The 24070-nt window shown below is 65.4% G+C and carries 19 protein-coding genes and 1 tRNA gene; 10 read left to right on the forward strand and 10 right to left on the reverse strand.

The window, feature by feature from the left end; genetic code table 11:
* Window positions 1–39 precede the first annotated feature (39 nt).
* The 6 genes from IFT87_RS14045 to dapA form a co-directional block, all read right to left on the reverse strand.
* A complete protein-coding gene (locus tag IFT87_RS14045) occupies window positions 40–2424 on the reverse strand; it encodes a hybrid sensor histidine kinase/response regulator (protein WP_056676793.1) in 2385 nt (794 codons plus the stop codon).
* 80 nt (window positions 2425–2504) lie between these two features.
* Window positions 2505–4556: a M13 family metallopeptidase gene (locus IFT87_RS14050; protein WP_192190963.1), complete on the reverse strand. Its 2052-nt coding sequence runs from the start codon at window positions 4554–4556 to the stop codon at window positions 2505–2507.
* Window positions 4557–4842: 286 nt separating this feature from the next.
* On the reverse strand, window positions 4843–6930 hold the full coding sequence (locus IFT87_RS14055) for a M13 family metallopeptidase (RefSeq protein WP_192190964.1): 2088 nt from the start codon (window positions 6928–6930) through the stop codon (window positions 4843–4845).
* A gap of 92 nt (window positions 6931–7022) precedes the next feature.
* On the reverse strand, window positions 7023–7508 hold the full coding sequence (locus IFT87_RS14060) for a DUF2062 domain-containing protein (RefSeq protein WP_051916534.1): 486 nt from the start codon (window positions 7506–7508) through the stop codon (window positions 7023–7025).
* 78 nt (window positions 7509–7586) lie between these two features.
* Window positions 7587–8069: an SsrA-binding protein SmpB gene (smpB, locus tag IFT87_RS14065; protein ID WP_031395420.1), complete on the reverse strand. Its 483-nt coding sequence runs from the start codon at window positions 8067–8069 to the stop codon at window positions 7587–7589.
* 115 nt (window positions 8070–8184) lie between these two features.
* The gene (gene dapA, locus IFT87_RS14070) at window positions 8185–9084 is read right to left on the reverse strand and encodes a 4-hydroxy-tetrahydrodipicolinate synthase (protein ID WP_192138891.1); all 900 of its coding nucleotides are present in this window, start codon (window positions 9082–9084) and stop codon (window positions 8185–8187) included.
* A 79-nt stretch (window positions 9085–9163) separates the two neighbouring features.
* Between dapA and IFT87_RS14075 the strand changes: the two genes are divergently transcribed.
* From IFT87_RS14075 to IFT87_RS14090, 4 genes are all read left to right on the forward strand, one after another.
* Window positions 9164–11167 (forward strand): lytic transglycosylase domain-containing protein, encoded by a 2004-nt coding sequence (locus IFT87_RS14075; RefSeq protein WP_192190965.1) that lies wholly within the window; start codon window positions 9164–9166, stop codon window positions 11165–11167.
* A gap of 19 nt (window positions 11168–11186) precedes the next feature.
* Complete coding sequence (greB, locus tag IFT87_RS14080; protein WP_037530657.1) at window positions 11187–11663, forward strand: transcription elongation factor GreB; 477 nt, start codon at window positions 11187–11189, stop codon at window positions 11661–11663.
* Between the two features lie 97 nt (window positions 11664–11760).
* Window positions 11761–12141, forward strand: a complete 381-nt coding sequence (locus IFT87_RS14085; protein WP_037530659.1) for a DoxX family protein — start codon at window positions 11761–11763, stop codon at window positions 12139–12141.
* A 10-nt stretch (window positions 12142–12151) separates the two neighbouring features.
* Window positions 12152–12922 (forward strand): NYN domain-containing protein, encoded by a 771-nt coding sequence (locus IFT87_RS14090; protein ID WP_031439510.1) that lies wholly within the window; start codon window positions 12152–12154, stop codon window positions 12920–12922.
* A 16-nt stretch (window positions 12923–12938) separates the two neighbouring features.
* Here IFT87_RS14090 and IFT87_RS14095 read toward each other — a convergent pair whose 3' ends face one another.
* The 3 genes from IFT87_RS14095 to ettA all read right to left on the reverse strand — a co-directional run bounded on the left by IFT87_RS14095 (window position 12939) and on the right by ettA (window position 16827).
* Complete coding sequence (locus IFT87_RS14095) at window positions 12939–13646, reverse strand: DUF3108 domain-containing protein (RefSeq protein ID WP_192190966.1); 708 nt, start codon at window positions 13644–13646, stop codon at window positions 12939–12941.
* A gap of 66 nt (window positions 13647–13712) precedes the next feature.
* Window positions 13713–14906, reverse strand: coding sequence for a sensor histidine kinase (locus tag IFT87_RS14100; protein ID WP_234387710.1), 1194 nt, complete (start codon window positions 14904–14906; stop codon window positions 13713–13715).
* A 241-nt stretch (window positions 14907–15147) separates the two neighbouring features.
* Complete coding sequence (gene ettA, locus IFT87_RS14105; protein WP_031439507.1) at window positions 15148–16827, reverse strand: energy-dependent translational throttle protein EttA; 1680 nt, start codon at window positions 16825–16827, stop codon at window positions 15148–15150.
* Window positions 16828–16931: 104 nt separating this feature from the next.
* Here ettA and IFT87_RS14110 point away from each other — a divergent pair, with 104 nt between their 5' ends.
* The 6 genes from IFT87_RS14110 (at window position 16932) to IFT87_RS14135 (ending at window position 23003) form a co-directional block, all read left to right on the forward strand.
* Window positions 16932–18332 carry a M20/M25/M40 family metallo-hydrolase gene (locus IFT87_RS14110; RefSeq protein ID WP_037530663.1) on the forward strand — a complete coding sequence of 467 codons (1401 nt, stop codon included), beginning with the start codon at window positions 16932–16934 and terminating at the stop codon, window positions 18330–18332.
* Window positions 18333–18486: 154 nt separating this feature from the next.
* Window positions 18487–18753, forward strand: coding sequence for a hypothetical protein (locus IFT87_RS14115; protein WP_031393308.1), 267 nt, complete (start codon window positions 18487–18489; stop codon window positions 18751–18753).
* Between the two features lie 123 nt (window positions 18754–18876).
* Window positions 18877–18952: transfer RNA gene (locus tag IFT87_RS14120), tRNA-Ile, on the forward strand.
* 856 nt (window positions 18953–19808) lie between these two features.
* Complete coding sequence (locus tag IFT87_RS14125; RefSeq protein WP_192190967.1) at window positions 19809–20360, forward strand: FxDxF family PEP-CTERM protein; 552 nt, start codon at window positions 19809–19811, stop codon at window positions 20358–20360.
* Between the two features lie 1055 nt (window positions 20361–21415).
* On the forward strand, window positions 21416–21754 hold the full coding sequence (locus IFT87_RS14130; RefSeq protein ID WP_192190968.1) for an HIRAN domain-containing protein: 339 nt from the start codon (window positions 21416–21418) through the stop codon (window positions 21752–21754).
* A 988-nt stretch (window positions 21755–22742) separates the two neighbouring features.
* A complete protein-coding gene (locus IFT87_RS14135) occupies window positions 22743–23003 on the forward strand; it encodes a hypothetical protein (RefSeq protein ID WP_192190969.1) in 261 nt (86 codons plus the stop codon).
* A gap of 132 nt (window positions 23004–23135) precedes the next feature.
* Here IFT87_RS14135 and IFT87_RS14140 read toward each other — a convergent pair whose 3' ends face one another.
* Complete coding sequence (locus tag IFT87_RS14140; RefSeq protein WP_192190970.1) at window positions 23136–23432, reverse strand: hypothetical protein; 297 nt, start codon at window positions 23430–23432, stop codon at window positions 23136–23138.
* Window positions 23433–24070: the final 638 nt, after the last annotated feature.

Consider the following 24070-nt stretch of genomic DNA (forward strand, 5'->3'; position numbering starts at 1 on the left):
CTTAGGCGGCAATTTCGCCGAGCGCCAACATCTTGTTGCTTAACGTGCCGCAAGAACGTCGCGCGCGGCTTCGGCAAGCTGCTGGACCGAGAAGGGCTTGGGAAGAAACTCGACATTGTCGAGGTCGATCGACTTGCGCAGCTGTTCCTCGGCATAGCCCGACATGAAGACGATCGGCAGGTCGGGATATTTCTCGCGGGCGTGCCGGACCATCGTCGGGCCGTCCATGGTCGGCATCACCACGTCGGTGATCAGCAGATCGGGGCGGCCGTTCTTCGCCATGATCTCGAGCGCGACCTCGCCATTCTCCGCGGTCAGCACGCTATAGCCCTGGCGGGTGAGCGCGCGTTCGGCGACTGCGCGGACCATGTCCTCGTCCTCGACCAGCAAAATCGTGCCCGTGCCCCACAGGTCGGCGGGCTTGGCCGCGGGCTTGGGCGCGGTGAGCCGCGGCGCGGCGGGCGCGGCGTGGACGGGGAGGAAGATGGTGAAGGTCGCCCCCTGCCCCGGCTGCGATTCGGCGAAGATATAGCCGCCCGACTGCTTGACGATGCCATAGACGGTCGAGAGGCCGAGCCCGGTCCCCTTGCCGAATTCCTTGGTCGTGAAGAACGGCTCGAAGATCTTGGGCAGGACCTCGGGCGGGATTCCGGTGCCGGTGTCCTGGACGATCAGCGCGGTATAGTCCGCGACGGGCAGGATGTCGGAGGCCATCTGCCGCACTTCGGTCGCCGAGACGGAGCGCGTGGTGATGGTCAGCGTGCCGCCGCCGCGCGGGTTGGCGGACAGGATCGCATCGCGGGCGTTGACCGCGAGATTGACGACGACCTGTTCGAGCTGCCCCGGATCGGCGCGGACCGGCCCCAGGTTGCGGCCGTGCATCATGTCGAGCCGGACGGTCTCGCCCATCAGCCGCTTGAGCAGGTTCGAGACCTCGGACACGACGTCGGGCAACTGCAGGATCTGCGGGCGCAGCGTCTGCTGGCGACTGAAGGCGAGCAGCTGGCGGGTCAGTCCGGCGGCGCGGTTCGAGTTGGTGCGGATCTGCTGGATGTCGTCATAATCGCTGTCGCCGGGCGAATGGCGCATCAGCATCAGGTCGCAGTGCCCGATGATCGCGGTCAGGATGTTGTTGAAATCATGCGCGACGCCGCCGGCGAGCTGGCCGACCGCCTGCATCTTGGTCGCCTGCGCCACCTCGCGCTTCAGTCGCGATTCCTCGCTATTGTCCTTGAGGCTGAGCAGGACCGCGGCGTCGCCGAGCCCGCGCGCGCCGGCGATGGTCAGCGCGACCGGCTCGTCGGGATGATCCTTCAGCCGGACCGCCATGTCGGTCGAATGCGTCTGCCCGCCCGCGAACCGGCGGATCGCGTCGGCGACCGCGGTCTTGTCCTCGCGCACGACGAGATCGCCGGGGTAGAGCGGCGGCGCGGCGCCGACGACCCCGGCGGCGCGCAGGAACGAGTCGTTCATCTGGATGAAGCGGCCCTCACGATCGACCAGCGCCATGCTGAACGGCATCAGGCTGACGAGGCTGCGGACATGCGCGGAGGCCGACGCGCCGATCGCGGGCGCGTCCTCCTCGTCGTCGAGCAGGATGACGAGGACGGGGGCGTCGTCGCCCTCGACAAAGGGCACCTGCACCACGCGCAGCGGCGTCCCCGCGCCGCCCTCGCGCGCGAAGCGGACGAGGCCGCGATTGTCGGTGATCAGGAAGCGCGCGAAGTCGCGTCCCTCGATCGCCTCATGCTCGTCGCCGATCGCGCGGACGCGGAGCACGCGGTTGGTCGCGCGGACGCGGCCGTCGGCGCTGAGCAACGCCGCCATGATCCCGCTGCCGCCGAGCCGGTCGCCGGTCGGCCCGTCGATCAGCCGTTCGGCGGTCTGCGCGAGGTCATAGTCGGGCGCGGTGACGAACCGCCAGACGAGCATGTCCGCCTCGTCGCCGGCGCGGGTGATCGATGCCGAGATGCGCAGCCCGTTGGCGACCAGCCGCTCCGCCTGCGCATGACCGTCGCGCCATGCGGTGCGTCCGGCCTCGGCGAGCAATACGACCCCACTCGCATCGAGCGGCAGCCCCGGCGGGGTCGGAAAGCCGCTGAACACCGCGTCATAGGCGTCGTTCGCGCAGACCAGCCGGCCCGCGCGATCGGTCACCGCGATTGCATCGCCGCTCGCCTGCGCCACCGCCCGCGTAAAGTCCCAGTCGATCGTGCGCAGTTCGGCGCTGCCGGCGCGCGCGAGCACGCGCCAGACGATCACCGCGCCGATGACGATGATCGCCGCGGCGAGAAAGGCCGCCGCGACGACGATGTCGCCGATCATGCCGAGCACCAGCCCCGATGCGGCGATCCCCGTCACCGCCGCGACAAGGGCGGCGCGGCGGTTCGGCCCGAGGCCGGTCTGGGGCGGAAGCGAAACCATGCGATGCCTCTTCCGCTGTTCGGGGGTTTGGGGTCAAGCATCATGTCCCCGCCCGGTTTCCCGGGCAGGGACGCGGCCGGTCACCAGATACGCACGCGCTGTTCGGGCGCGAGATACAGGCGCTGCGTCGGCTTGGGCTGATAGGCGGCGTACCAGGGGTCGAGATTGCGGACGACCGAGGCGCGCTGCTGCGACGGCGAATGCGGATCGGTCAGCAGCCGCTGACGCAAATTCGCCTCGCGGTAGTTGCGGCGCCAGACCTGCGCCCAGCCAAGATAGAAGCGCTGGTCGCCGGTGAAGCCGTCGAGCACGGGGGCCGCCTTGCCGCCGAGCGCGGTGTGATAGGCGTCATAGGCGACCGTGAGCCCGGCGAGATCGGCGATGTTCTCGCCCATCGTCAGCTGGCCCTTCACGTGCATCCCCGGCAGCGGCTCATAGGCGTCATATTGCGCGCCGAGCTTGCCGGTGAGTGCGTTGAACCCGGCGATGTCCTTGGGCGTCCACCAGTCGGTGAGCTGCCCCTTGGCATCGTATTTCGAACCCTGGTCGTCGAAATGATGGCTCAGTTCGTGCCCGATCACCGCACCGATGCCGCCATAATTGACCGCGTCGTCGGCCTTGGGATCGAAGAAGGGCGGCTGGAGGATGGCTGCGGGGAAGACGATCTCGACCATGCCGAAATTGGCATAGGCGTTCACCGTCATCGGCGTCATGCCCCATTCCCAGCGCTGCAGGGGCTTGCCGAGCTTGGCGATGTTGTCCTGATGCTGCCATTCGTTCGCGCGCCATTCGTTGCCGAACGCGTCGCCGGACGTGATCGTCAGCGCGGACAGGTCCTTCCACTGGCTGGGATAGCCGATCTTGGGGGTGAAGGCGGCGAGCTTGGCATGCGCCTTCTGCTTGGTCTCGGGCGCCATCCAGTCGAGCTTGTCGATCCGGCGGCCCATCGCGGCGAGCACGTTCTTCACCAGCACATCGGCTGCGGCCTTGGTCTCGGGCGGGAAATACTGCGCGACGTAGAGTTTGCTGACCTCGTCGCCGAGCGCACCGCTGGTGAACTGGACACCGCGCTTCCAGCGGGCCTCCAGCTCGGGCGTGCCGCCGAGCACGGTGCCGTAGAAGGCGAACTGTTCGGCGTCGAACGCCTTTGGCAGCACGTCCGCATAGCCGTCGAGCGAGCGGAGCATCAGCTGGTCCTTGAGCACGCCGATCGGCGCGGTCGCGACGAGTTTTGCAATGCCGGTGATCGCCGAGGGCTGCGCGACGATGACGGTCGGTACGGGCGTGCCGGTCGCCTTGAAATAGCCCGCGAAGTCGAAGCCGGGCGCGCGCCTGGCGAGATCGGCGACGGTCATCTTGTTATAGGTCTTGGTCGCGTCGCGGCTGTCGACTCGGGTCCAGCTGACCCGGGCGATCTCGGTCTCGAACGCGAGCAACGCGGCGGCGCGCGCCTCGGCATCGGGTTCGCCGGCGAGCGTCAGCATTTTCGCGATGTGCGCGCGGTAGGCGGTGCGCGCCTCGACCAGCTTGGCGTCGGTGCTGAGATAATAATCGCGGTCGGGCAGGCCGAGCCCCGACTGACCGAGCGAGAGCGCGTACTGCTCGGGGATTTTGTCGTCCTGGCCGACGCCGCTGCCGAACGGGCCGCCGATCCCGGCGCGATCCGCCTCGGCGAGCAGCGCGGGATAGCCCGACCGGTCCTTCAGTGCGGCGATCTTCGCGAGCCATGGCCGGATCGGCGCCAGCCCCTTGGCCTCGATCGTGCCGGTGTCGAGGAAGGTCGCATAGGCGCGGCCGATCTTCGAGTTCGAGTCCTTGGCCGCGGTGTCGAGGATGCCGCGGGTGCGCGTCTCGGACAGGTCGGAGAGGAAGTTGAACGCGCCGTAGTTCGACTTGTCCGCGGGGATCGGGGTGGTCTTCGCCCAGTTGCCATTGGCGAAGGCGTAGAAATCGTCACCGGGCTGGACGCTCTTGTCCATGCCCTTTTCGTCGAAGCCGAAGCTGCCATATTGCGCGCCGGTCGCGGCGGGCGCGGCGGGTGCGGCGGTTGGTTCGGCGGTCTGCGAGATGGCGGCGGTGACGCCGGTGATCGCGGTGGCGGCGAGCAGGCCGGCGGCGATGTAGGTCTTCATGCGAGTCTCCTGGAATTTCGTTCGCGGTACACCTCCCCGGCGAAGGCCGGGGCCCAGTTGGGAAGGTCTTGGTCACGATGGACAGTCGGCCATTACGTCTGTCCCCCAACTGGGCCCCGGCCTTCGCCGGGGTGGTGGATAATTCGGGCGGTCGGCCGAGACAGATTGCGAGATACGGATGGGAAGGGTTTGGTAACGAGGGATAATCCGCCGTTACGTCTGTTCCCCAACTGGGCCCCGGCCTTCGCCGGGGTGGGGTATATCTGGGGCGGTCGGCGTCAGCGGATTACCAGATGCGGACGCGGGTTGCGGGGGCGAGGTAGCTGGCCTCGCCGGGCTTCACGCCGAACGCCGCGTACCAGGGGTCGAGGTTGCGGACGGTGAGGACGCGCTGGTGACCCGGCGAGTGCGGATCGGACAGCAAGGTCTGACGCAGTGCGGGTTCGCGGAACTTGCTGCGCCAGACGCCCGCCCAGCCATAATAGAAGCGCTGGTCGCCGGTGGTGCCGTCGATCACCGGCGCGGGCTTGCCGCCGAGCGAGCGGTGATAGGCGTCATAGGCGACGGTCAGCCCGGCGAGATCGGCGATGTTCTCGCCGAGCGTCAGACCGCCCTGCACGTGCAGCCCGGGCAAGGGCTCATAGGCGTCGTACTGCTTGACCAGCGCATCGGTGAAGACCTTGAAGCGCGCAACGTCCTGCGGCGTCCACCAGTCGGTGAGCTTGCCGTTCTGATCGTATTTGCGGCCCTGATCGTCGAAATGGTGGCTGATCTCGTGACCGATCACCGCGCCGATGCCACCATAGTTAATCGCCGGGTCCGCCTTCGGATCGAAGAAGGGCGGCTGGAGGATCGCGGCGGGGAAGACGACCTCATTCATCGTCGGATTGGCATAGGCGTTGATCGTCATCGGCGTCATGAACCATTCGCCGCGGTCGATCGGCTGGCCGAGCTTCTTGAGGTCGCGATCATAGTCGAACGCGTTGGCGCGCGCGACGTTACCGACGAGATCGCCGCGCTGGACCTGAAGCGCGGAATAGTCGCGCCATTTGTCCGGATAGCCGATCTTGGGGGTGAAGGCGGCAAGCTTGGCGAGCGCCTTGGTCTTGGTCTCGGGCGCCATCCAGGCGAGGTTGCGCAACCGGTCGCCCATCGCCGCGATGACGTTCTTGACGAGCTGGTCGGCGGCGGCCTTCGATTCCGGCGGGAAATATTTCGCGACATACTGCTCGCCGATCGCCTCGCCCATCGCGCCCGACACGGTCGAGACGCCGCGCTTCCAGCGGACCTGCTGCTCGGGCGTGCCGGACAGGGTGGTGCCGTAGAAGCCGAAATTGGCCTTGTCGAAATCGCTCGAGAGATAGGGTGCATAGGCGCGCAGCACCTTGAGCATCGCATAGTCCTGAAGGACGTTCACCCGGGTATCGGCAAAGACCTTCGCTTCGCCCGTCAGCGCGCTCGGCTGCGCGACGAGGTAGAAGGGACGGCCGGTGACGCCCATCGCGGTCATGTACTGGGCCCAGGGGAAACCGGGCGCCTTGGCCGCGAAATCGGCGGCGGTCCATTTGTTGTAGGTCTTGTCCGCGTCGCGGCTCTCGATCCGCGTCCAGTGCGCGGTGGCAAGGCCCTTCTCCATCGCGAACACCGCCGCGGCGCGCGCGGCCGCGTTGGGCTCGCCCGCGAGCGTCAGCATCTGCGCGAGATACGCCTGATAGGCGGTGCGGACCGCGGCGAGCTTGGCATCGTCCTTCAGATAATAGTCGCGGTCGGGAAGCCCGAGACCGCTCTGGCCGAAGCCGACGACATAGGTGGTCGGGTCCTTGTCGTCCTGCTGCACGCCGACGCCGACGAGCCCGCCGACCCCCTGGCGCTGCAGCTTCGCAATCTGGGTGACGAGCGCGGTCTTGTCTGTGGTCGTCTTGAGCGCGGCGAGCATCGGCTTCACCGGGCCCGCGCCCTTCGCATTGACCGCAGCCTCGTCCATGAAGCTCGCGTAGAAATCACCGACCTTGTCGCCGGGCTTTGCGGTCGCGGCGTCGAGGATCGTCCGGGTGCGTTCGAGCGACAGGTCCTGGAGGACGTGGAACATGCCGTAGGACGACCGATCGGCGGGGATCGGCGTCGCCTTCTCCCAGCCGCCATTGGCATAGTCGAAAAAGTCGGTGCCGGGCTTCACCGCGGTATCGCGCCCGGCCATGTCGAAGCCGAAATCGCCGATCTGCGGCTTGTTCGCATCCTTCGGCGCGACGGGACCGCTGGCCGCACCGGCGAGCGCGGGCGACGGGGCGGCCGGTCGGGCCGGGGTCTGACTGGTCTGGGCCGAGACCGTTGCGGCGGAGGCGAGCAGAATGGCGGTGACAATCGACGTACGCATCAGGGACCCTCGGGGAAGAACTTCAGGATGCGGTGTGTTCTACGCCGATAAGACGCTCCGTCAATTCGTCGGGCGACAGATAGTGACGATTGTTACGATCCGCGATTATCGTGGCGGTGCCGCCACTTGCGGGCAATCCAGAGCCGCCAGCCGAGCGCGCTGAGCGCATAGCCGCCGATCGAGGCGACGATGGTGATGGCAAGGAGGCCGAGCGCGGTGGCGGGGCCGGCCTGCATCAGCCAGGGGATCCAGTCGGCCTGCGCGGCGGCTTCGGCGACCGGCTGGCCGGGGACGTGCGCGTCGATCCGCAGCATCCACGACCCGATCCAATAGGCGGCGATCCAGAGCGGCGGGGTCGTCAGCGGATTGGTGATGAAGGTGGTCAGCGCGGCGGTCGGCACATTGGCGCGGAACGGCAGCGCGAACAACGCGGCGACGGGGGTCTGCGCGACCGGCACGAGGATCCCCGCGACCATGCCGAGCGCGACGCCGCGCGGCACCGAGCGCCGGGTGAAGCGCCACAGTTCGGGCGCGAGCACGCGGTGCGCGACGGGGCGCAACAGGCGGTTGCGCTCCATCGAATCGCGGGTCGGCAGATTGCGATGCGACCACGCCGCGAGGCGCCCGAAAAGACCGACCGGCGCCCTGGTCACGGCCTATCCACGATCCCGCATGATCCGGCCCTGCTCGCGCTTCCAGTCCTGTTCCTTCACCGAATCGCGCTTGTCGTGGTTCTGCTTGCCCTTGGCGAGCGCGAGCTCGACCTTCGCGCGGCCCTTGGAATTGAAATAGATCATCAGCGGCACGAGCGTCATGCCCTGGCGCGCGACCGCGCCGAACATCTTGTTGATCTCGCGCTCGTGCAGCAGCAGCTTGCGCGGCCGCTTGGGCTCATGGTTGAAGCGGTTGCCGTGACTGAATTCGGGGATGTTCGAATTGACGAGCTGGACCGTGCTGCCCTTCACCTCGGCATAGGCCTCCGCGATCGAGCCTTCGCCGCCGCGCAGTGCCTTCACCTCGGTGCCGGTCAGCGCGATCCCCGCCTCGAACACCTGCTCGATATAATAGTCGTACCGCGCGCGCCGGTTCTCGGCGACGATCTTGGTCTTTTCGAAGGTCGGGGGTTTGGGGCGTGCCATGGGATGCGCGATGTAGGAGGTCGGAGGGCGAAGGGGAAGCGGGCGTGGTATCGCGTTGGACGTTAATTGTCGGTCCCCCCGTCATCCTGACGTGCGTCAGGATGACGGACGGGGATCAGACCAGGCCGGCGTGCGCCAGCGCCGCGTCGACCGCGGCGCGCGAGGCGTCGCCGGCGGGGGTCATCGGCAGGCGCAGCGTCTCGGGGAAGCCGGCCCGTACCCGCGCCATGGCGTATTTGACCGGGCCCGGCGACGCGTCGGTGAACAGCGCGTCGTGCAGGGGATAGAGACGGTCCTGATAGGCGAGCGCCGTGACGAAATCGCCCGCCTGGCAGGCCGCCTGGAACTCCGCGCACAGCTTCGGCGCGACGTTCGCGGTGACCGAGATGCAGCCGGTGCCGCCCATCACGTTGAACGCGAGCGCGAGGTCGTCATTGCCCGACAGCTGGCAGAAGTCTGGCCCGCAGGCTTCGCGGTGCTGCGAGACGCGCGCGAGCACGCCGCTGGCGTCCTTCACGCCGACGAACACCTGCGGAAAGGCGGTGACGACCCGCGCCAGCGTCGCGGGCTGGATGTCGGTCACGGTGCGGCCGGGCACGTTGTAGAGGATGATCGGCAGCGGCGCGTCGGCGGCGAGCGCCTCGAAATGCCGGAAGATCCCCTCCTGGCTCGGGCGGTTGTAATAGGGCGGGACCATCAGCGCGGCATCGGCGCCAGCCTCGTGCGCCGCACGCAGATTGGCCGAGGCGACGCGCGTGTCGTTCGACCCTGCCCCCGCGATAACGGGGACGCGGCCCTTCGCCTGATCGACGCAGACGCGGACGACGTGGAAATGCTCATCATAGGACAGGGTCGCTGCCTCGCCCGTGGTGCCGCACGCGACCAGCGCGGACGAGCCCTCGGCGATCTGCCACTCGACGAAATCGCGATAGGCGTTCTCGTCGAAAGCGCCGTCCGCGGCGAACGGCGTGACGAGCGCCGGGATCGACCCGGCAAAGGAAAAACCTGCAAACATCGGTATATTGCGCTCCTGCCGCGCTGAATTCGGGCGTTTCGTTCAGGACAGATACGGGTTAAACTGCTATCCTGTCCACATGGTAGCATTGGCGTTCAAATCGAGCATCGTCCTGGCGGCTTTGGCCGGCACGGCGGTATCTTCAGGGGTCGGACAGGAAACGCTCGACCGGTACCGGACGCAGCTTTCGAATATCGGCCCGCAGGCGCAGCCGATGGCGAGCGACGGCGCGATCGCCTCGACGATCGCGCAGTGGCGCGCGCTGCAACAGACCGACGCGCTGCCGTTCGACAGCTATGCCGGATTTCTGATGGCGCATCCGGGCTGGCCGAACGAGACCGCCAACCGCCGCGCGGCGGAGCGTCAGGCGGGGATCGGCAGCGGCGCGCCCGGCAGCGTCGTCGCCTTCTTCACGCGCTATCCGCCGCAGTCCGCGGCGGGCAATCTTGCCTATGCGCGCGCATTGCAGGCGACCGGGCAGCGCGACCGCGCCTATGCCGCGGTGCGCACCGCATGGCGATCGGGCGGGCTGACGCCGATCGATCAGGTCGCGGTGACGACGGGCTTCCCCGGCGCGCTGTCGAGCGACGATCAGGACGCGCGGATGGACGCGCTGCTCTGGTCGGGACAGACGAGCGCAGCGCAGCGCCAGCTTCCGCTGGTCAGCCCTGCCAAGCGCGCGCTGTTCGAGGCGCGGCTCGCCTTCCGGACCAATGCACCGAACGCGTCCGACCTGTCCGCGGCGACGATGGAGACGTATCGCGGCGACGCGGGCTATGTCGCCGACCGCGCGGTGTGGTTGCGCAACAGCGGCGCGAGCCCGAGCGCGCGCGCCTGGCTCGCGCGGCCGCGGGCGCTGACCACCCGGCCGGGCAATGCGGGCGAATGGTACGAGATCCTGGTGACCAATGCGCGCGGCGCGGCGAATGACGGCCAGTGGCAGGTCGCCTATGACATCGCGCGGCAGATCGACGATGCCTATCCGGCGGGGGCGAACATCTCGGCCAAATCCTATGCCGAGCGCGACGAATATACCAATCTCGCCTGGCTCGGCGGGCAGGCGGCGATGAAGCAGCTCGGGCGGCCGGCGGATGCGATGACGCTGTTCGACCGCTATGCGCGTGGGTCGAATTCGCCGGTGGTGCGGGCGCGAGGCTATTACTGGGCGGGACGCGCGGCCGAGGCGGCGGGCCGGCAGGCCGATGCCACCGCCTTCTACACGCAGGCGGCCGGCTACCGCGATCAATATTACGGGCAGCTCGCGACCGAGCGGATGGGCCGCGCGCTGACCCCGCCACCGCCGATGGCCAGCCTTGCGATCGCACCCGCGGTGCGCGCCGCGTTTGAGCAGCGCGAGACGGTGCGCGCGGTCAAGTTCCTCGGTCAGATCGCCGACTGGCAGGACCAGACCGCGTTCGTCCGCCAGATCGCCGCGGATGCGACGACCGACACCGACCACGCGCTCGCCGCCGAACTGTCCACCCGCATCAACCGCCCCGATCTGGGCGTGATGGTCGGGCGCAGCGCGCTGGCGAACGGGCTCAGCGACTATTCCGCAGCGGGCTTCCCGACCGTCAGCGTGCCCGCCGGCTATGAGGACAACTGGACGATCATCCATGCGATCTCGCGGCAGGAGAGCCAGTTCGATCGCGCCGCGATCAGCCATGCCGGTGCGCGCGGGCTGATGCAGCTGATGCCCGCGACCGCGCGCGAGCAGTCGGGCAAGATCGGGCTCGCCTATAACCAGGCGTCGCTGACGACGGATCCCAATCTGTCGATCATGCTGGGGTCGAGCTACTTCCAGCGGATCTATGCGAACTATGGCAGCTATCCGCTTGCGATTGCTGCGTATAATGCGGGCGGCGGCAATGTGAACAAGTGGCTGCGCGCGAATGGCGACCCGCGCACTGGTGCAGTCGACATCATCGACTGGATCGAGGCGATCCCGTATCAGGAGACGCGCAACTATGTGCAGCGCGTGATCGAGAATGCGGTCGTCTACGACCTGATGAACCCCGCCCGCGCCAAGAGCCGCAGCGTCGCACGCACGTCCTGGTATCTCGGCAAGACCCGGCCCGGCTGAACCGGACGAGACGGCACGCATGGATCGGCCCAACTACATCACCCCGGCAGGCTATACGGTGCTGCGCGAGGAATATGAGCTGTTGCTCGGCAGCGAGCGGCCCAAGCTGGTCGAGGTGATCTCCTGGGCGGCGGGCAATGGCGACCGCTCGGAGAATGGCGACTATATCTATGGGCGCAAGCGGCTGCGCGAGATCGACCGGCGGCTCGGCTGGCTGTCGCGGCGGATGAAGGCGGCCAAGGTGGTCGATCCCGCCGCACAGGAGGATCGCAGCCGCGTCTGGTTCGGCGCGTGCGTGACGGTGGCGGACGAGGAGGATGTCGAACGCGTGCTCACGCTGGTCGGCGATGACGAGACCGATGCGGGCAATGGGCGGATCGGCTGGAATTCGCCGTTCGCACGGGCTCTGCGGGGTGCCACGATCGGTGATGTCCGCCGCGTCGACCTGCCCGCGGGCGAGCGCGAATATGAGGTGATCGCGATCGCCTATCCCTGATCTCCCATCGCTGAACGATCCGTTTCCATCCGGCGCGTTGACGCAGGCACGCGCGCATAGGACGTAGCGGGACCGCAACGACGTTCAGGAAGATCCCATGCCGATACCCGCCACCTGGTCCCCCCGCCTGCTCAGCGTGATGCGCATCGTCGTTGCGCTGGTATTCTTCAGCCACGGCATTTCCAAGTTCTTCGGGCTGCCGCCCTTCCCGATGGCGATGACTCCGTTGCTCTACGTCGCGGGCACAATCGAGGTCGTGGGCGGCGCGTTGCTGATCGTCGGGCTGTTCACGCGGCCGGTGGCGTTCCTGCTGTCGGGCATGTCGGCGGCGGCCTATTTCCTCGCGCACGCACCGCAGGGGCCCTTCCCGATCGCCAATGGCGGCGAGGCGGCGGTGCTCTATTGTTTCGTGTTCCTCTACCTCGCCGCGGCGGGTGGCGGCGCTTGGAGCGTGGACGCGGGGCGCGGGCGCGGCTAATCCCGGCGGCATGGCCGATACCACAACCCGCAACGTCGCCCTTCTCATCGACGCCGACAACGCCTCCTCGGCGACGCTCGACCCGGTGCTGACCGTTCTTGCCGAGCTCGGCACGGTCAACGTCCGACGCGTCTATGGCAACTGGTCCAAGCCTGCGCTCAAGGGGTGGCGCGACATGTCGATCAAGCACGGCATCGAGCCGCAGCAGCAGTTCGACCTGACCAAGGGCAAGAACGCGACCGACATGAAGATGACGATCGACGCGATGGACCTGCTGTTCCGCGGCCGGATCGACGGGTTCGGGATCATGTCGTCGGACAGCGACTTCATGCCGCTCGCGATGCGGATCCGTCAGGACGGCGTGCCCGTCTATGGCTTTGGCACCAGCCGCACGCCCGAGGGTTTCCGCCAAGCCTGCACGCGCTTCATCGACGTCAGCGCGCTCGACGACGAATCCGAGCCGATGCCGCTGTCGCTGCCGCCCGCGATCGGTGGCGAGAAGGCCCCTGCCCCCGCCGCGCCGGCCGCACGCCGATCGCGCGGCGGCGAGCCGATCGGGTCGGACCTGATCAAGCTGCTGATCGACGCCTACAACGCGGGCAAGCGCGACGAGAAGGGCTATCAGAGCCTGACAGAACTGGGCCAACGCGCGGGCAACCGGTCGAGCTTCGATGCGCGCAACTATGGCTTCAACCATCTGTCCGAGCTGATCGAGGCGGTGCCCAATTTCCAGACCGAACGCCGTGACGGCGGTCGGATCTACGTCAAGCGGGTCCGCTGAGCGCTCGCACCGTCGCTCAGTCGAGACCGGTGCAGTCGCCGCCGAGCTTCGTCCCGCCCCGCGCGGCGAAGCTGCCCAGTTCGCGAGCATCGCGTTTCGCGATCAGCGTGGTGGCGCTGGGCTTGCCGTCCTTGAGAACCGCGACGCTCCAGGCATCGACGGGCCCGGTCGGTGTCGCAACGCTCTGGCTGCCGGTAACGGTCAGCGTGAAGCGGCCGATGCCGCCGTCATACTGGTAGAAGGGCAGCGAGAAGCTCCTGCCCATCGCGAGCGGCAACGCGCCGAACGTCACGCCCCAGAGATTACCCTCCCAGATGGGGTCAGCCACCGCGACGTCGATCGGCGTGACGACGGCCTTGTCGGTCTTCGTTCCGACGATGCGACCGGGGGTGTAGCGCAGCGCGACATACTCGACCCCGCTCCGGCTGTTGTCGAAGGTGATCGGCGTCAGATCGTCGCGGTTCAAGACGAAGTGATCGCGCATCGCGAAATTCGCCATCGGCACGCGCTGATGCACGACGATGTCCCAGGCGGGGCGACCGTCGATGCGGATGGCGCGGATGATTTGGCGGGTTGCGCCGATGACGGTCTGGTCGGCTCCGGCGGCCTGCGTGCCTGCTGGGGAGCCGGGGCGGTAGATCGCGAAACACTGGTCGATCGGCTTGACCCTGTCGCCCTGCGGCGCAGTCACCGCAGCCGCTGCGGCCGCTAGCATCATCAGCATGTCCATCATCCCCACCCCGTCATTGTGGGAGAGGTGTGCTACGGACATCATACACGCGTCAAGCGATCAGTCCGGGAGCACGATCCTGGGGTCGGGGATGTCGAGGACCGCACAGGTGCCGCGCGCGGCATTCTCGATCGCGATCGTGCCGCGCAACTGCCGGGCAAGGCTGCCGATCATCCGCATGCCGAGGCTTTTGCGCGAGGCGGCCTTGAGGTCGAAATCGGCGGGCAGCCCGACGCCGTCGTCGGACACGGTCAGCAGGATCCGGCCGTCGGCGTTGCGAATCGTCACCGCGATGACGCCGCCACCCTCGCCGTACGCATATTTGATCGCGTTGGTGACGAGCTCGGTGACGAGCAGGCCGAGCGGGATCGCGGTATCGGCGCTGATCCGGATCGCGTCGATGTCGCAGTCGATCCGGTGCAGCGGCGCCTGTTCGGCCAGCCCCGTCGCGATTCCGCAGACCAGGTCGTCGAGCGCGACGATCCCGACCTGTTCGCCGCGCCAGAGCTGGTCGTGTGTCTGTGCGATCGCGGTGATGCGCGCCTGCGCGTCGCCGAGCAGGCGGGTAATGCGCGGGTCGTCATCCTCCTGCATCTGGAGGTTGAGCATCGCCGAGACGAGCGCGAGGCTGTTCTTGACGCGGTGGCTCGCCTCGCGCGTGAGCAGCTCCTGATGCTCCATCGCGTCGCTCAAACGCTGTTCGGCCTGCTGCCGCTCGATCGCGACGCCGATCAGGTTGGCGAACCCCTGCATGAAGGCGAGGTCGGCGGGCTCGAACTTGCCCTCGTCGGGGCTGTCGACCTCGAGCACGCCGAAGCGCTTCCCCGACGTCTCGACCAGCACGTTGATCGCGCGACGGATATGGTGCTCGGCCATGAAGGCGGGCGTACGGAACCGCTCCTCATTCTCGAGATGGTTGGAGATGACCGGCTGGCCGGTCTCGAGCGCGAAGCCCGCGGGCGAAGCGAGATCGGTGCGCATCTCGGCCGATCCGACCACGCCTGGCGCCCAGCCGATCCCCGCGCGCACGAGCAGGCTGTCCTGCTCGGGGCGATATTCGAGGAACTTGCAGTATTTCGAGCGCATCCCCTCGCCGCACAATTCGGTGGCGCGCTGGAGCATCGGTTCGAGATCGCGCGCGCGCAGCGCCTCGATCCCGAAATCGGCCAGTATCGATTGCTGGCGAAGCCGGTATTGCAGCTCCCCCGCACCCGGGGGGGCATCTCCACCGGGGGAGTGTTCGATAACTGTCACGCCTGCTCCGTTCGTGGGGACCAATATGTCTCCTACCGACCCCGGTTAGGGGATCAACATGGCGCTTGCGTGGCAGGCACCAGCTCGGTCCTACACCACCCTCGTCATCCTGACGAAGGTCAGGATCCAGAGCAATCAAGCGGGCCGCCTGTGACCCTGGATCCTGACTTTCGTCAGGATGACGGGGTTGATGGGGGGGCGCCGCAGCCCGGAAACATGGGCCGCGGCGGGTCTCAGACGCTCAGCGCGTGAGCTTCTTGTACGCCAGACGCGTCGGGCGGTCGGCGGCGTCGCCGAGGCGGCGGCGCTTGTCCTCCTCGTACGACGCGTAATTGCCCTCGAACCACTCGACATGGCTGTCGCCTTCGAAAGCGAGGATGTGCGTGGCGAGGCGATCGAGGAAGAAGCGGTCATGGCTGATGACCACCGCGCAGCCTGCAAACGTCTCGAGCGCCTCCTCGAGCGCACGCAGCGTCTCGACGTCGAGATCGTTGGTCGGCTCGTCGAGCAGGAGGACGTTGCCACCCTCCTTGAGCATCTTGGCCATGTGGACGCGGTTGCGCTCGCCGCCCGACAGCTGGCCGACCTTCTTCTGCTGATCCTGCCCGCGGAAGTTGAACGCGCCAACATACGCCCGCGTGCCCATCTCCTGCTTGCCGAAGCGGAAGATCTCGAGCTCGTCGGAGATTTCCTGCCAGACATTCTTGTTCGGATCGAGATCGTCGCGGCTCTGGTCAACATAGCCGAGCTTGACGGTCGAGCCGACCTCGATCGTTCCCGTGTCCGGGGTTTCCTGACCGGTGATCAGCTTGAACAGCGTCGACTTGCCCGCGCCGTTCGGGCCGATCACGCCGACGATGCCGCCCGGCGGCAGCGTGAAGTCGAGACCGTCGAACAGCAGCTTGTCGCCGTAGGACTTGGTCAGACCCTTCGCCTCGATCACCTTGCCACCGAGACGCGACGGCAGCTGGATCAGGATCGCGGCCTTGCCGGCGACGCGATTCTCCTGCTTCTCCATCAGCTCGTCGAACGCGCGGATACGGGCCTTCGACTTGGTCTGGCGCGCCTTGGGGGTCTGGCGCATCCACGCCAGCTCGTCGGCGATCGCCTTCTGCTTGCCGGCCTCTTCGCGCTCTTCCTGGCTGAGGCGCTGCGCCTTCTTCTCCAGATAGCCCGAATAGTTGCTCTCATAGGTGTAGTAGCGGCCGCGATCGAGCTCGAGCACCCAGTTGACGACATTGTCGAGGAAGTAGCGGTCATGCGTCACGAGGATGACGTTGCCGGTATATTCCTTAAGGTAATTCTCGAGCCACGACACGCTCTCGGCGTCGAGATGGTTGGTCGGCTCGTCGAGCAGCAGGATCTGCGGCTTCTCGAGCAGCAGCTTGCAGAGCGCGACGCGGCGCTTCTCGCCGCCCGAGAGATTTTCAACCGACGCATCGCCCGGCGGGCAGCGCAAGGCCTCCATCGCCTGTTCGAGCTGGCTGTCGAGCGCCCAGCCATCAACCGCGTCGATCTTGGCCTGGAGATCGCCCATCTCCTCCATCAGCGCGTCGAAATCGGTGTCGTCCTTCGGATCGCCCATCTCGGCGGAGATCGCGTTGAACCGGTCGACGAGGTCGGCGACGGGGCGGACGCCGTCCTTGACGTTGCCCATCACGTCCTTGGTCGGATCGAGCTGAGGCTCCTGCGCGAGATAGCCGACATTGACGCCCTCGGCCGCCCAGGCCTCGCCGGTGAAGTCGGGATCCATGCCCGCCATGATCTTCATCAGCGTCGACTTGCCCGACCCGTTGGGGCCGATGATCGCGATCTTCGCGGACGGAATGAACTGGAGGTGGATGTTGTTGAGAACGGGCTTTGCGGCACCGGGGAAGGTCTTGGTCAGACCCTTCATGACGTAGGTATACTGGACGGCCATGTGGGTGCCGAGCTCCATGCTTGAATGAGGCGGGATTTGACGTGCGCAGATAGCGATGCGGCGGGCCGTTGGCAAACGGGGAGCAGCGACATAGGCTGTCGCGGATGATGAAGCACACGCTCGCGGTATTGGCCGCCTCCACCCTGTCCGTTCCTCTCATGGCACAGCGGACCGCACCACCCGCCCCTGCCCCGGTCGATGCGAAGGTCGCAGCGCTCCGCGATGCCGCGCTCAAGGACGACGTCGCCTATGACATCGTCGAGGGGATGACGACCGAGATCGGCCCCAGGCTGGCGGGGACCGAGGCGGAGGCGCGTGCGCGCGCCTGGTCGGTGACGAAGCTGAAGGCGCTGGGGTTCAAGAACGTGCGGATCGAGCCGTACCAGATGCCCGTCTGGGTGCGCGGCGTCGAGACGGGGTCGATCCTCGCCCCCTTCCCGCAGGCGCTGAAGCTGACCGCGCTCGGCAATTCGGGTGCGACGCCCGTGGGAGGCCTGACCGCGCAGGTGGTGGTGTTCAAGACCTATGGCGACCTGGCGGCGGCGCCTGCGGGGAGCCTTGCCGGCAAGATCGCCTATGTCGGCAACGCAATGGAGCCGACGCAGGACGGGTCGAGCTATGGCGCGTTCGGACCCGCACGGTTCGTGGGGCCGGCGATGGCGGCGAGCAAGGGCGCGGCCGCGATCGTGATCCGCTCGATCGGCACCGATCATCACCGCAATCCGCATACCGGCACGACCAACTTCCCCGAGGGCGTCACGCCGATCCCGTCGGCGGCGCTGTCGGTGCCCGATGCCGAGCTGATCGAACGGATCGCGACGCGCGGCAAACCGATCACGATGACGCTCGTCCTGACCCCGCGGATGACGGGCACGCACGAATCGGGGAACGTCATCGCCGAAGTGCCGGGGACCGATCCCAAGGCGGGGATCGTGCTGGTCGGCGGGCATCTCGACAGCTGGGATCTCGGCACGGGCGCGATCGACGATGCGAGCGGCGTGGCGATCACCGCGGCGGCGGCCAAGCGGATCCTCGACGGCCCGCGCCCGCGGCGGACGATCCGCGTCGTCTGGTTCGGTGCCGAAGAGGTCGGCGGTTTTGGCGGCAAGGCCTATGCCGAGGCGCACAAGACCGAGCGGCACGCCACCGCGGGCGAATCCGATTTCGGCGCGGACCGCGTCTGGCGGTTCGAGACCAACCTGCCCGACAGCGCGAAGCCGGTCGCCGATCGCCTCGCCTCCGCGCTCGCCCCGCTCGGCATCGCGCGCGGCGCAGGGGTCGGCGGTGACGGCACCGATGTCGGCCCGACCATGGCGCTCGGCGTCGCGGCGATCGACCTCAACCAGTCGGGTACGCGCTATTTCGACACGCATCACACGCCCGACGATACGCTCGACCGGGTCGACCCCGAGCAGCTTCGCCAGAACGTCGCGGCCTGGACGACGATGCTCGCGATCGTGGCCAATGCGCCCGAGGAAATCGGCTCGGTCGTGCCAAGAAAGTGACCAGTTGCGGCAACCCGCCCGTCATCGGACTGTCGCAAAGCTTGCTGGGCGATGAATTTAGCGGATTGACCGCCGGTCGGGGGCCGCTATTTGACGGGGCTTCGCGACGGCAATCGGGTCGGCCGCGAGTGAAACTATGCTTGGGAGCATTCGAATGAAGAAGATCGTTCTGATCGCTGCTGCCGCCGGCCTGATGTCCGTCGCAGCCTGCAGCAAGTCGCCAGAAGCCGCCGCAGTTGAGAACAACGCGGACATGCTGGCTGACAACATGGAAATGCAGGCTGACAACATGGACGCCATGGCGGACAACACCTCGAACGCCGTCGCAACCGACGTGCTCGAGAACGCAGCCGACAACATGAACGCAGCAGCAGACAACGTCCGCGACGCTGCCGACGAGAAGACCGACAACATGAACTAAGACTGTGTCGGGCGCTTGCGCTCGACAACGTTTTGGAGTCGGAAAGGGCGCTCCTTCGGGAGCGCCCTTTTTCTTTGGCACCCTTTTTCTTTGGAAACGCTTGCGCTAACGCAGGCGGCGGTGGGGCCTGTAGCTCAACGGTTAGAGCTGGCCGCTCATAACGGCTAGGTTGCGGGTTCGATTCCTGCCGGGCCCACCAATTTCTCCGATCATCACTACCTTACATCGTCAGGAAAGCGCAGAACCGCTTGGTTTGTGGGGGTCTTTCTTTTCACACGTTCCATACGGCGAGCTGAATGTGCGGGATATTTGGGGGTATTTTTCAAATGGTATTTTCTGCCTCCCAGATGTCATGATTCGGCCCGGATTTCTGCGGCTTGCGGAGCCGCTCCGGCTTCGGCGGAAGCACCTGGTTTGAGGGTGTCGATGATCATGCTGGGCGGCCTTGCGACGATGATCTCGGCAATGCCCGCCGCAGCGCACGCCGCGGTGCAAGTCGCGGCGAACCGCGAGTGACGAACCGCTTTAGATCGGCGGCGTTACGCCCTATCATCGTAGAGAGGCTAGCGAGGCTCCTGCCTTGCTCTTTGCCGAGCTCGGCAGTCGAACTCGCGGCGTTTGCATTCTCATTGGGCGCATCCAAACAACGGATCAGGGTAGCGCCCGAGCTATACTGCTCCTTTTTTGTTCGCAACCTGCCAGCCATCGCCGGGCGGAACGAGGCACGGGATAGTTCGGAAAACCTCGTAACTCGGGGGGGTTTGAATGTCGCTGGAAGAACAGTGTGCCCGTCAACAACTATTGAAGATTTAGGTCATTCTTCTTGTCTTGTTAACCAAGTTTGAGCAGGGCCTATTGCACGCTTCTACCGTGGAAAATGCCCCCGGATGCAAACGATCCGGCCGCGCGAATTCATGACGCTCATCGCACTCCGCTCACGATGCTCGATTGTCCCGAAACCACACAATGCTTGGGTGGTGGCCGTTTTCAGGCAATTGCATAACTCTCTGGCCCCCTTTACTTTTTTTCCAAGGAACACGTAAAAAGGGACCACCATGAAGCGCTTACTTCTTTCGACAATGGCATTCGTATCTGCATTCGCGATGGCCCCAGCGGCTCACGCAGTTAACTTCACTCCGAACGACCCGGAGTTCACCGTCAGCGGCGATATAAAGAATGGTACCGTTTCGGCAGATTTCGGCCGGGCGGGCATCAAGCGTGGTACATTCACGGATACTTTCAATTTCATCATCGACCAGGCCGGTCTGGCTAGCGGTACGCTCAGCACGAGCACGACGCGGTTCTTCAGCCCTACCGATCTCGACATCCTGTCGGTGTTCATCAATGGTTTCGCAGCATCGAAGACTGTTGTCGGCAAGGCCGAGTTTTTCGAGATCAACAACGTGGCGATCGCAAAAGGTGCGACGAACCAGATCGTCGTGAACGGCCTCTCGCGTGGTAACGGCTCCTATGCTGGCACGGCGACCTTTGAGCCGACGGCAGCAGTTCCCGAGGCTGGTACCTGGGCAATCATGCTGTTCGGTATCGGCGGTATCGGCTCGTCGATGCGCGTTCGTCGTCGCCAGGCGAAGATCGCATTCGCCTAAGCCGATTTCACAGCCGGTCCCAGTGTCCGGCCGTGTGAAGGCAGCCGTCAACCTTTCGAGGTTGGCGGCTGTTTTCATTTGAATCCAGCGCGATTGCGGCTGCGGAGGGATTGATGCGGCGCGACGACAGCCGTTGACCGACACCTAAGCGTACGGTCAGGCGCGAACTGGTCGAAGTCGACTTCCTTATGTCGTCCACAGCCACAGATCAGATCTATGGTCCGGATACCCAGGGACCGCATGGGTCGGGTTTAAGTGGTGAAACGTCGACGGAGTGACAATGCAGAAAATCCAATAAGAGCCGCGCTCAGCGAGACCGTCAACGGTCGCGTAGACATACCAGCGGTCCGCCTAACCCTGCGCTGTCTCTGACATCACTGCCCCGAGCGCTGGCCCCTCGTGTTTTTTTGGGAAGCCGCGCAGCAGGATAGCGAAATTGGTCGGTGCCAGAGTGTGACGGCCTCATTCAACGGCATTGTGCGGAAGCTGCGTCGATCCGACGCATATACCGCAGTCAGCAATGCGCGGGCGGCATTGGCATCAAGAATTTTCAGTTAATCCACTTTAACCGCATGGGGTTGCAATTACTAAACAGATTCAATGCATAAATCCCCTTGTCGAAAGATAAGCACTTTCAAATCTGGGGGTTCAAATGCGCTACTGGCCAATCGGCAAGCCCATTCGGGGTTAACTTTGCCATCAGCTTGGGGATCACTATTGGCGTCATTGACGCATCCTGCAGGGCGCAAAGCAATGCGTTACTAGGCCAATGGTGACCCTTACAACGGCTGAAGCTTAAAATGCCCGGCTTTCCGAGCCGGGCATTTTTTGTGTTCACGACCGCGTCATATCCTTTGCCGAAATCTCATCGGCGCATGTGCGAAAAAGCAAGCCCAAGAGGTTTCACTGCTTTTTGCATAGCTGTGTGCGCAGTCTTAAACCGCCCGCCTACCAGATACCCCATCAAAGGCGTTCGTTACGCCGAACTACTGCGACGGCCCTTCGTTGATCGCATCGACTTTCCGAACGAGGACACGAGCAAGAGCAACCGGCGCATGGAGTGCATGCTGTGCGCGCCTGGCGTAGCGGTCGAGCAACGCTTCGAGCCGAGCAACCCATACGACGAGAACGCCGTTGCCAAATTTAGCGAGCGCGGCACCCAACTGGGCTATGTCAGCGCAGAGCGCGCGCCGCTGATCGGCAAGCGGATAAAGGAAGGCGAGGCGATCGGCGTCTTTCAGACGATGCACGGTAGCGGGGTGCTTACCCTGCCCGACCCGGTCTCCGATGCTCCAAAGCGCCCACCTCCCCGCCAGGCTCGGCCGGCGCCGCGACCAGTCTGCGATCCCCACGCCTTTTACCCTGACAAGGAAGACGCCGAACTCCGCGCGTAACATCGGGCTTGCGGCCCGGTCTGACCAATATGAAGCTTAGCAAGTTCGTTCCGTACTATGATCGACTGCCAGGGCAAACGCTGGGGCTGACGAACGCGGCACGATCGCTAAGGCCCGCGAAGATAAATTTGGGAAACGGAACGCCCTCAAAGCAATGCGTGCCGCACTGCTCGAGATGGTGCCTGAATCGCACTCTGGTTACCGAACTTTCGATCCAGCTGAACTGTCCGCAGACACTGCAAACACGTTCAACCCTGGCAAGATAGCGCCAGTGGCCGCGCAAGAGCGGTAGGCGTCATTCTCGGTATGGTGAAGTGCATCGGCTAAGAAAGAGGCCACAAGCGGATTGTTAGATACGTCGGCTACGTGAAGCGCCCAAGCGATCGCGGAGCGCAAGATTTCTGCGTCGTGTCCAAAGGGCGTGTTCATGGGGCGGCTTGTTACAAAGCGAATTCTTGGGAGCCAAGCTCGCGTTCAGCATACAAGGTTAAGATTAACCTAGGTTACTTTCCGTCAGGACCCATGCCAGCCTGACTGAACCCGCTGCCAGCTATACTGGTGAGCAGGGATCTGAATGGGGCACCTGACCGATTGCGTCACGCTGTTGCCGGCGTGCCGAGGTGCACCCAGCGAGCAACTGATCGGATAGGACTGATGCCGCTTCGATGTCGAGCGTGACAGCAACGCCCGGCCCATCAATCAGCACCCTCCCCTGGTTCGCTGAAACGTTCAGAATTTCCGGACGCAAGGTACGCAGCATGCCAATTCTCCCGTAGAAGAATCAGCGACCAGTGGCGGTAGATCGTTCCGGGTATTGATCCACGGCAGGACGATACTGAGTGACCGAGATCGCTCGCCTCCTGTTGAGGGAGGCGGTGAGTTTGGATCGGAGCAGCGCGCTAGCTAGGTCAGAAAACGTCAGTCCCAGTGACGCTCTTGCATACGAAGGTCGATCGTATAGTTTCGGTCGAATTGCAGGAGTCGAACGATGAAATATCGCGTTGCAGTTGCGCTGATCCTCACCCCCATTGGCGTAAAGGCGCAAACGTCAGAAGCCCCTGCCACGGCCGTAGCGGCGCCAGCCAAAGAGAAGAAGATCTGCCGGTCAATGACGCCGACGGGCTCCTTCATGGCCACGCGCGTCTGCAATTCGGCTGCAGCGTGGCGCAAATTTGATGGGATTACTGCTGACGGCGCGCAGCAGACCCGGGATGTGTATCGAATGACCACGACCGGCGTGCCGCACTGAGTTGGATGAGGAAGGGCCGGAGTTCGGGGCATCGCGTCCAAAGGGGGCTCCTGGTTCTGGCGCGTAGACTCGTTCAGTGTCAGAACGCCCTCTCCGACCATCTGATCGAGGCGGGTCCAGCGCTCCGGCCGTTCACGGCGCGCCGTGGAATCGGCTGAGGTGGTCGTTGTAGTGGTCCCGCAGCGCGTTCACGTCCTTGACGCGGTTTTCGCGTTCTTCGTCGAGCGCGGCGTGCACCGCTTTCGAATAGGTTTCTTCCGCCCGAAGGTCGGCCTCAAGGGCAGCCAGCCGCTCCTCGAGGTTCGTAACCTTGTCCTTGAGCGGGGAGATGGCGTCTTCTGATACGTCTTCTGCGATCGCCATCGTTGCATCGTGCGCGGTCTGCCGTTCCTTACATCCGATCAGCGCCAGCGGCATCGCGACTAGCATTAAAACCCGCATAGCACTTCCCCGCGCCCCCAAGATCCGAGGCTATGTACACGAGCTGCAGCACTCCTGCATTTAGGATTGAGGGTGTCGATGATCATGCGCCGCTCGCATGCGCCGCGAGGGCCGCAGCGGCGATTTCCTGCAATGCCGCCGCCTGACAGTGGAATCGGATGCCGCAATCTGATTGAGCGCCGAGAGAAGCTGCTCATTGCGCGCGCACAACGCCGCTTTAGTCATGCTGGCACGAAGCGGCGGATTCCCGACACTTCGGCCGCGCATAACCGTCGCAGATTAGGCGTTCCGGGGGCGGCTCAGGGGGTATTTCGAATTACCCTCGCCCAATATCCCCGCAAGGCCATCCGAACATGCTGCTGGCGATTCCCAAACCTTCCGGCCGTTGCCGCACCTGATGCGCGGCAACGCCTTGTCTCGCGCGATCTGACAGGATCCGGAGGCTCTCCCGGTGACCAACGATCGCGCGCGCCCAGTGCCCGCTCGTCGGCGTTGAGGACAATCGCGCGGTGGCGGCGTTCCTCTTCTGGCAGGCGTCGCGGCGAACCGCGCGTGACGGACTGGTTCAGCTAGGCGGCGTTTCGCCCTATCATCGTAGGGAGGCTAGCGAGGCTCCTGCCTGCTCT

Origin of the sequence: Sphingomonas sp. CFBP 8765, from assembly GCF_014841445.1 — a bacterium.
Lineage (GTDB): Bacteria > Pseudomonadota > Alphaproteobacteria > Sphingomonadales > Sphingomonadaceae > Sphingomonas > Sphingomonas aerolata.

Coding starts and splice junctions, on each gene's coding strand:
- IFT87_RS14045 (WP_056676793.1), bottom strand. CDS start 2,424: ATGGTTTCGCTTCCGCCCCAGACCGGCCTCGGGCCGAACCGCCGCGCC.
- IFT87_RS14050 (WP_192190963.1), bottom strand. CDS start 4,556: ATGAAGACCTACATCGCCGCCGGCCTGCTCGCCGCCACCGCGATCACC.
- IFT87_RS14055 (WP_192190964.1), bottom strand. CDS start 6,930: ATGCGTACGTCGATTGTCACCGCCATTCTGCTCGCCTCCGCCGCAACG.
- IFT87_RS14060 (WP_051916534.1), bottom strand. CDS start 7,508: ATGGAGCGCAACCGCCTGTTGCGCCCCGTCGCGCACCGCGTGCTCGCG.
- smpB (WP_031395420.1), bottom strand. CDS start 8,069: ATGGCACGCCCCAAACCCCCGACCTTCGAAAAGACCAAGATCGTCGCC.
- dapA (WP_192138891.1), bottom strand. CDS start 9,084: ATGTTTGCAGGTTTTTCCTTTGCCGGGTCGATCCCGGCGCTCGTCACG.
- IFT87_RS14075 (WP_192190965.1), top strand. CDS start 9,164: ATGGTAGCATTGGCGTTCAAATCGAGCATCGTCCTGGCGGCTTTGGCC.
- greB (WP_037530657.1), top strand. CDS start 11,187: ATGGATCGGCCCAACTACATCACCCCGGCAGGCTATACGGTGCTGCGC.
- IFT87_RS14085 (WP_037530659.1), top strand. CDS start 11,761: ATGCCGATACCCGCCACCTGGTCCCCCCGCCTGCTCAGCGTGATGCGC.
- IFT87_RS14090 (WP_031439510.1), top strand. CDS start 12,152: ATGGCCGATACCACAACCCGCAACGTCGCCCTTCTCATCGACGCCGAC.
- IFT87_RS14095 (WP_192190966.1), bottom strand. CDS start 13,646: ATGCTGATGATGCTAGCGGCCGCAGCGGCTGCGGTGACTGCGCCGCAG.
- ettA (WP_031439507.1), bottom strand. CDS start 16,827: ATGGCCGTCCAGTATACCTACGTCATGAAGGGTCTGACCAAGACCTTC.
- IFT87_RS14110 (WP_037530663.1), top strand. CDS start 16,932: ATGATGAAGCACACGCTCGCGGTATTGGCCGCCTCCACCCTGTCCGTT.
- IFT87_RS14115 (WP_031393308.1), top strand. CDS start 18,487: ATGAAGAAGATCGTTCTGATCGCTGCTGCCGCCGGCCTGATGTCCGTC.
- IFT87_RS14125 (WP_192190967.1), top strand. CDS start 19,809: ATGAAGCGCTTACTTCTTTCGACAATGGCATTCGTATCTGCATTCGCG.
- IFT87_RS14130 (WP_192190968.1), top strand. CDS start 21,416: ATGGAGTGCATGCTGTGCGCGCCTGGCGTAGCGGTCGAGCAACGCTTC.
- IFT87_RS14135 (WP_192190969.1), top strand. CDS start 22,743: ATGAAATATCGCGTTGCAGTTGCGCTGATCCTCACCCCCATTGGCGTA.
- IFT87_RS14140 (WP_192190970.1), bottom strand. CDS start 23,432: ATGCTAGTCGCGATGCCGCTGGCGCTGATCGGATGTAAGGAACGGCAG.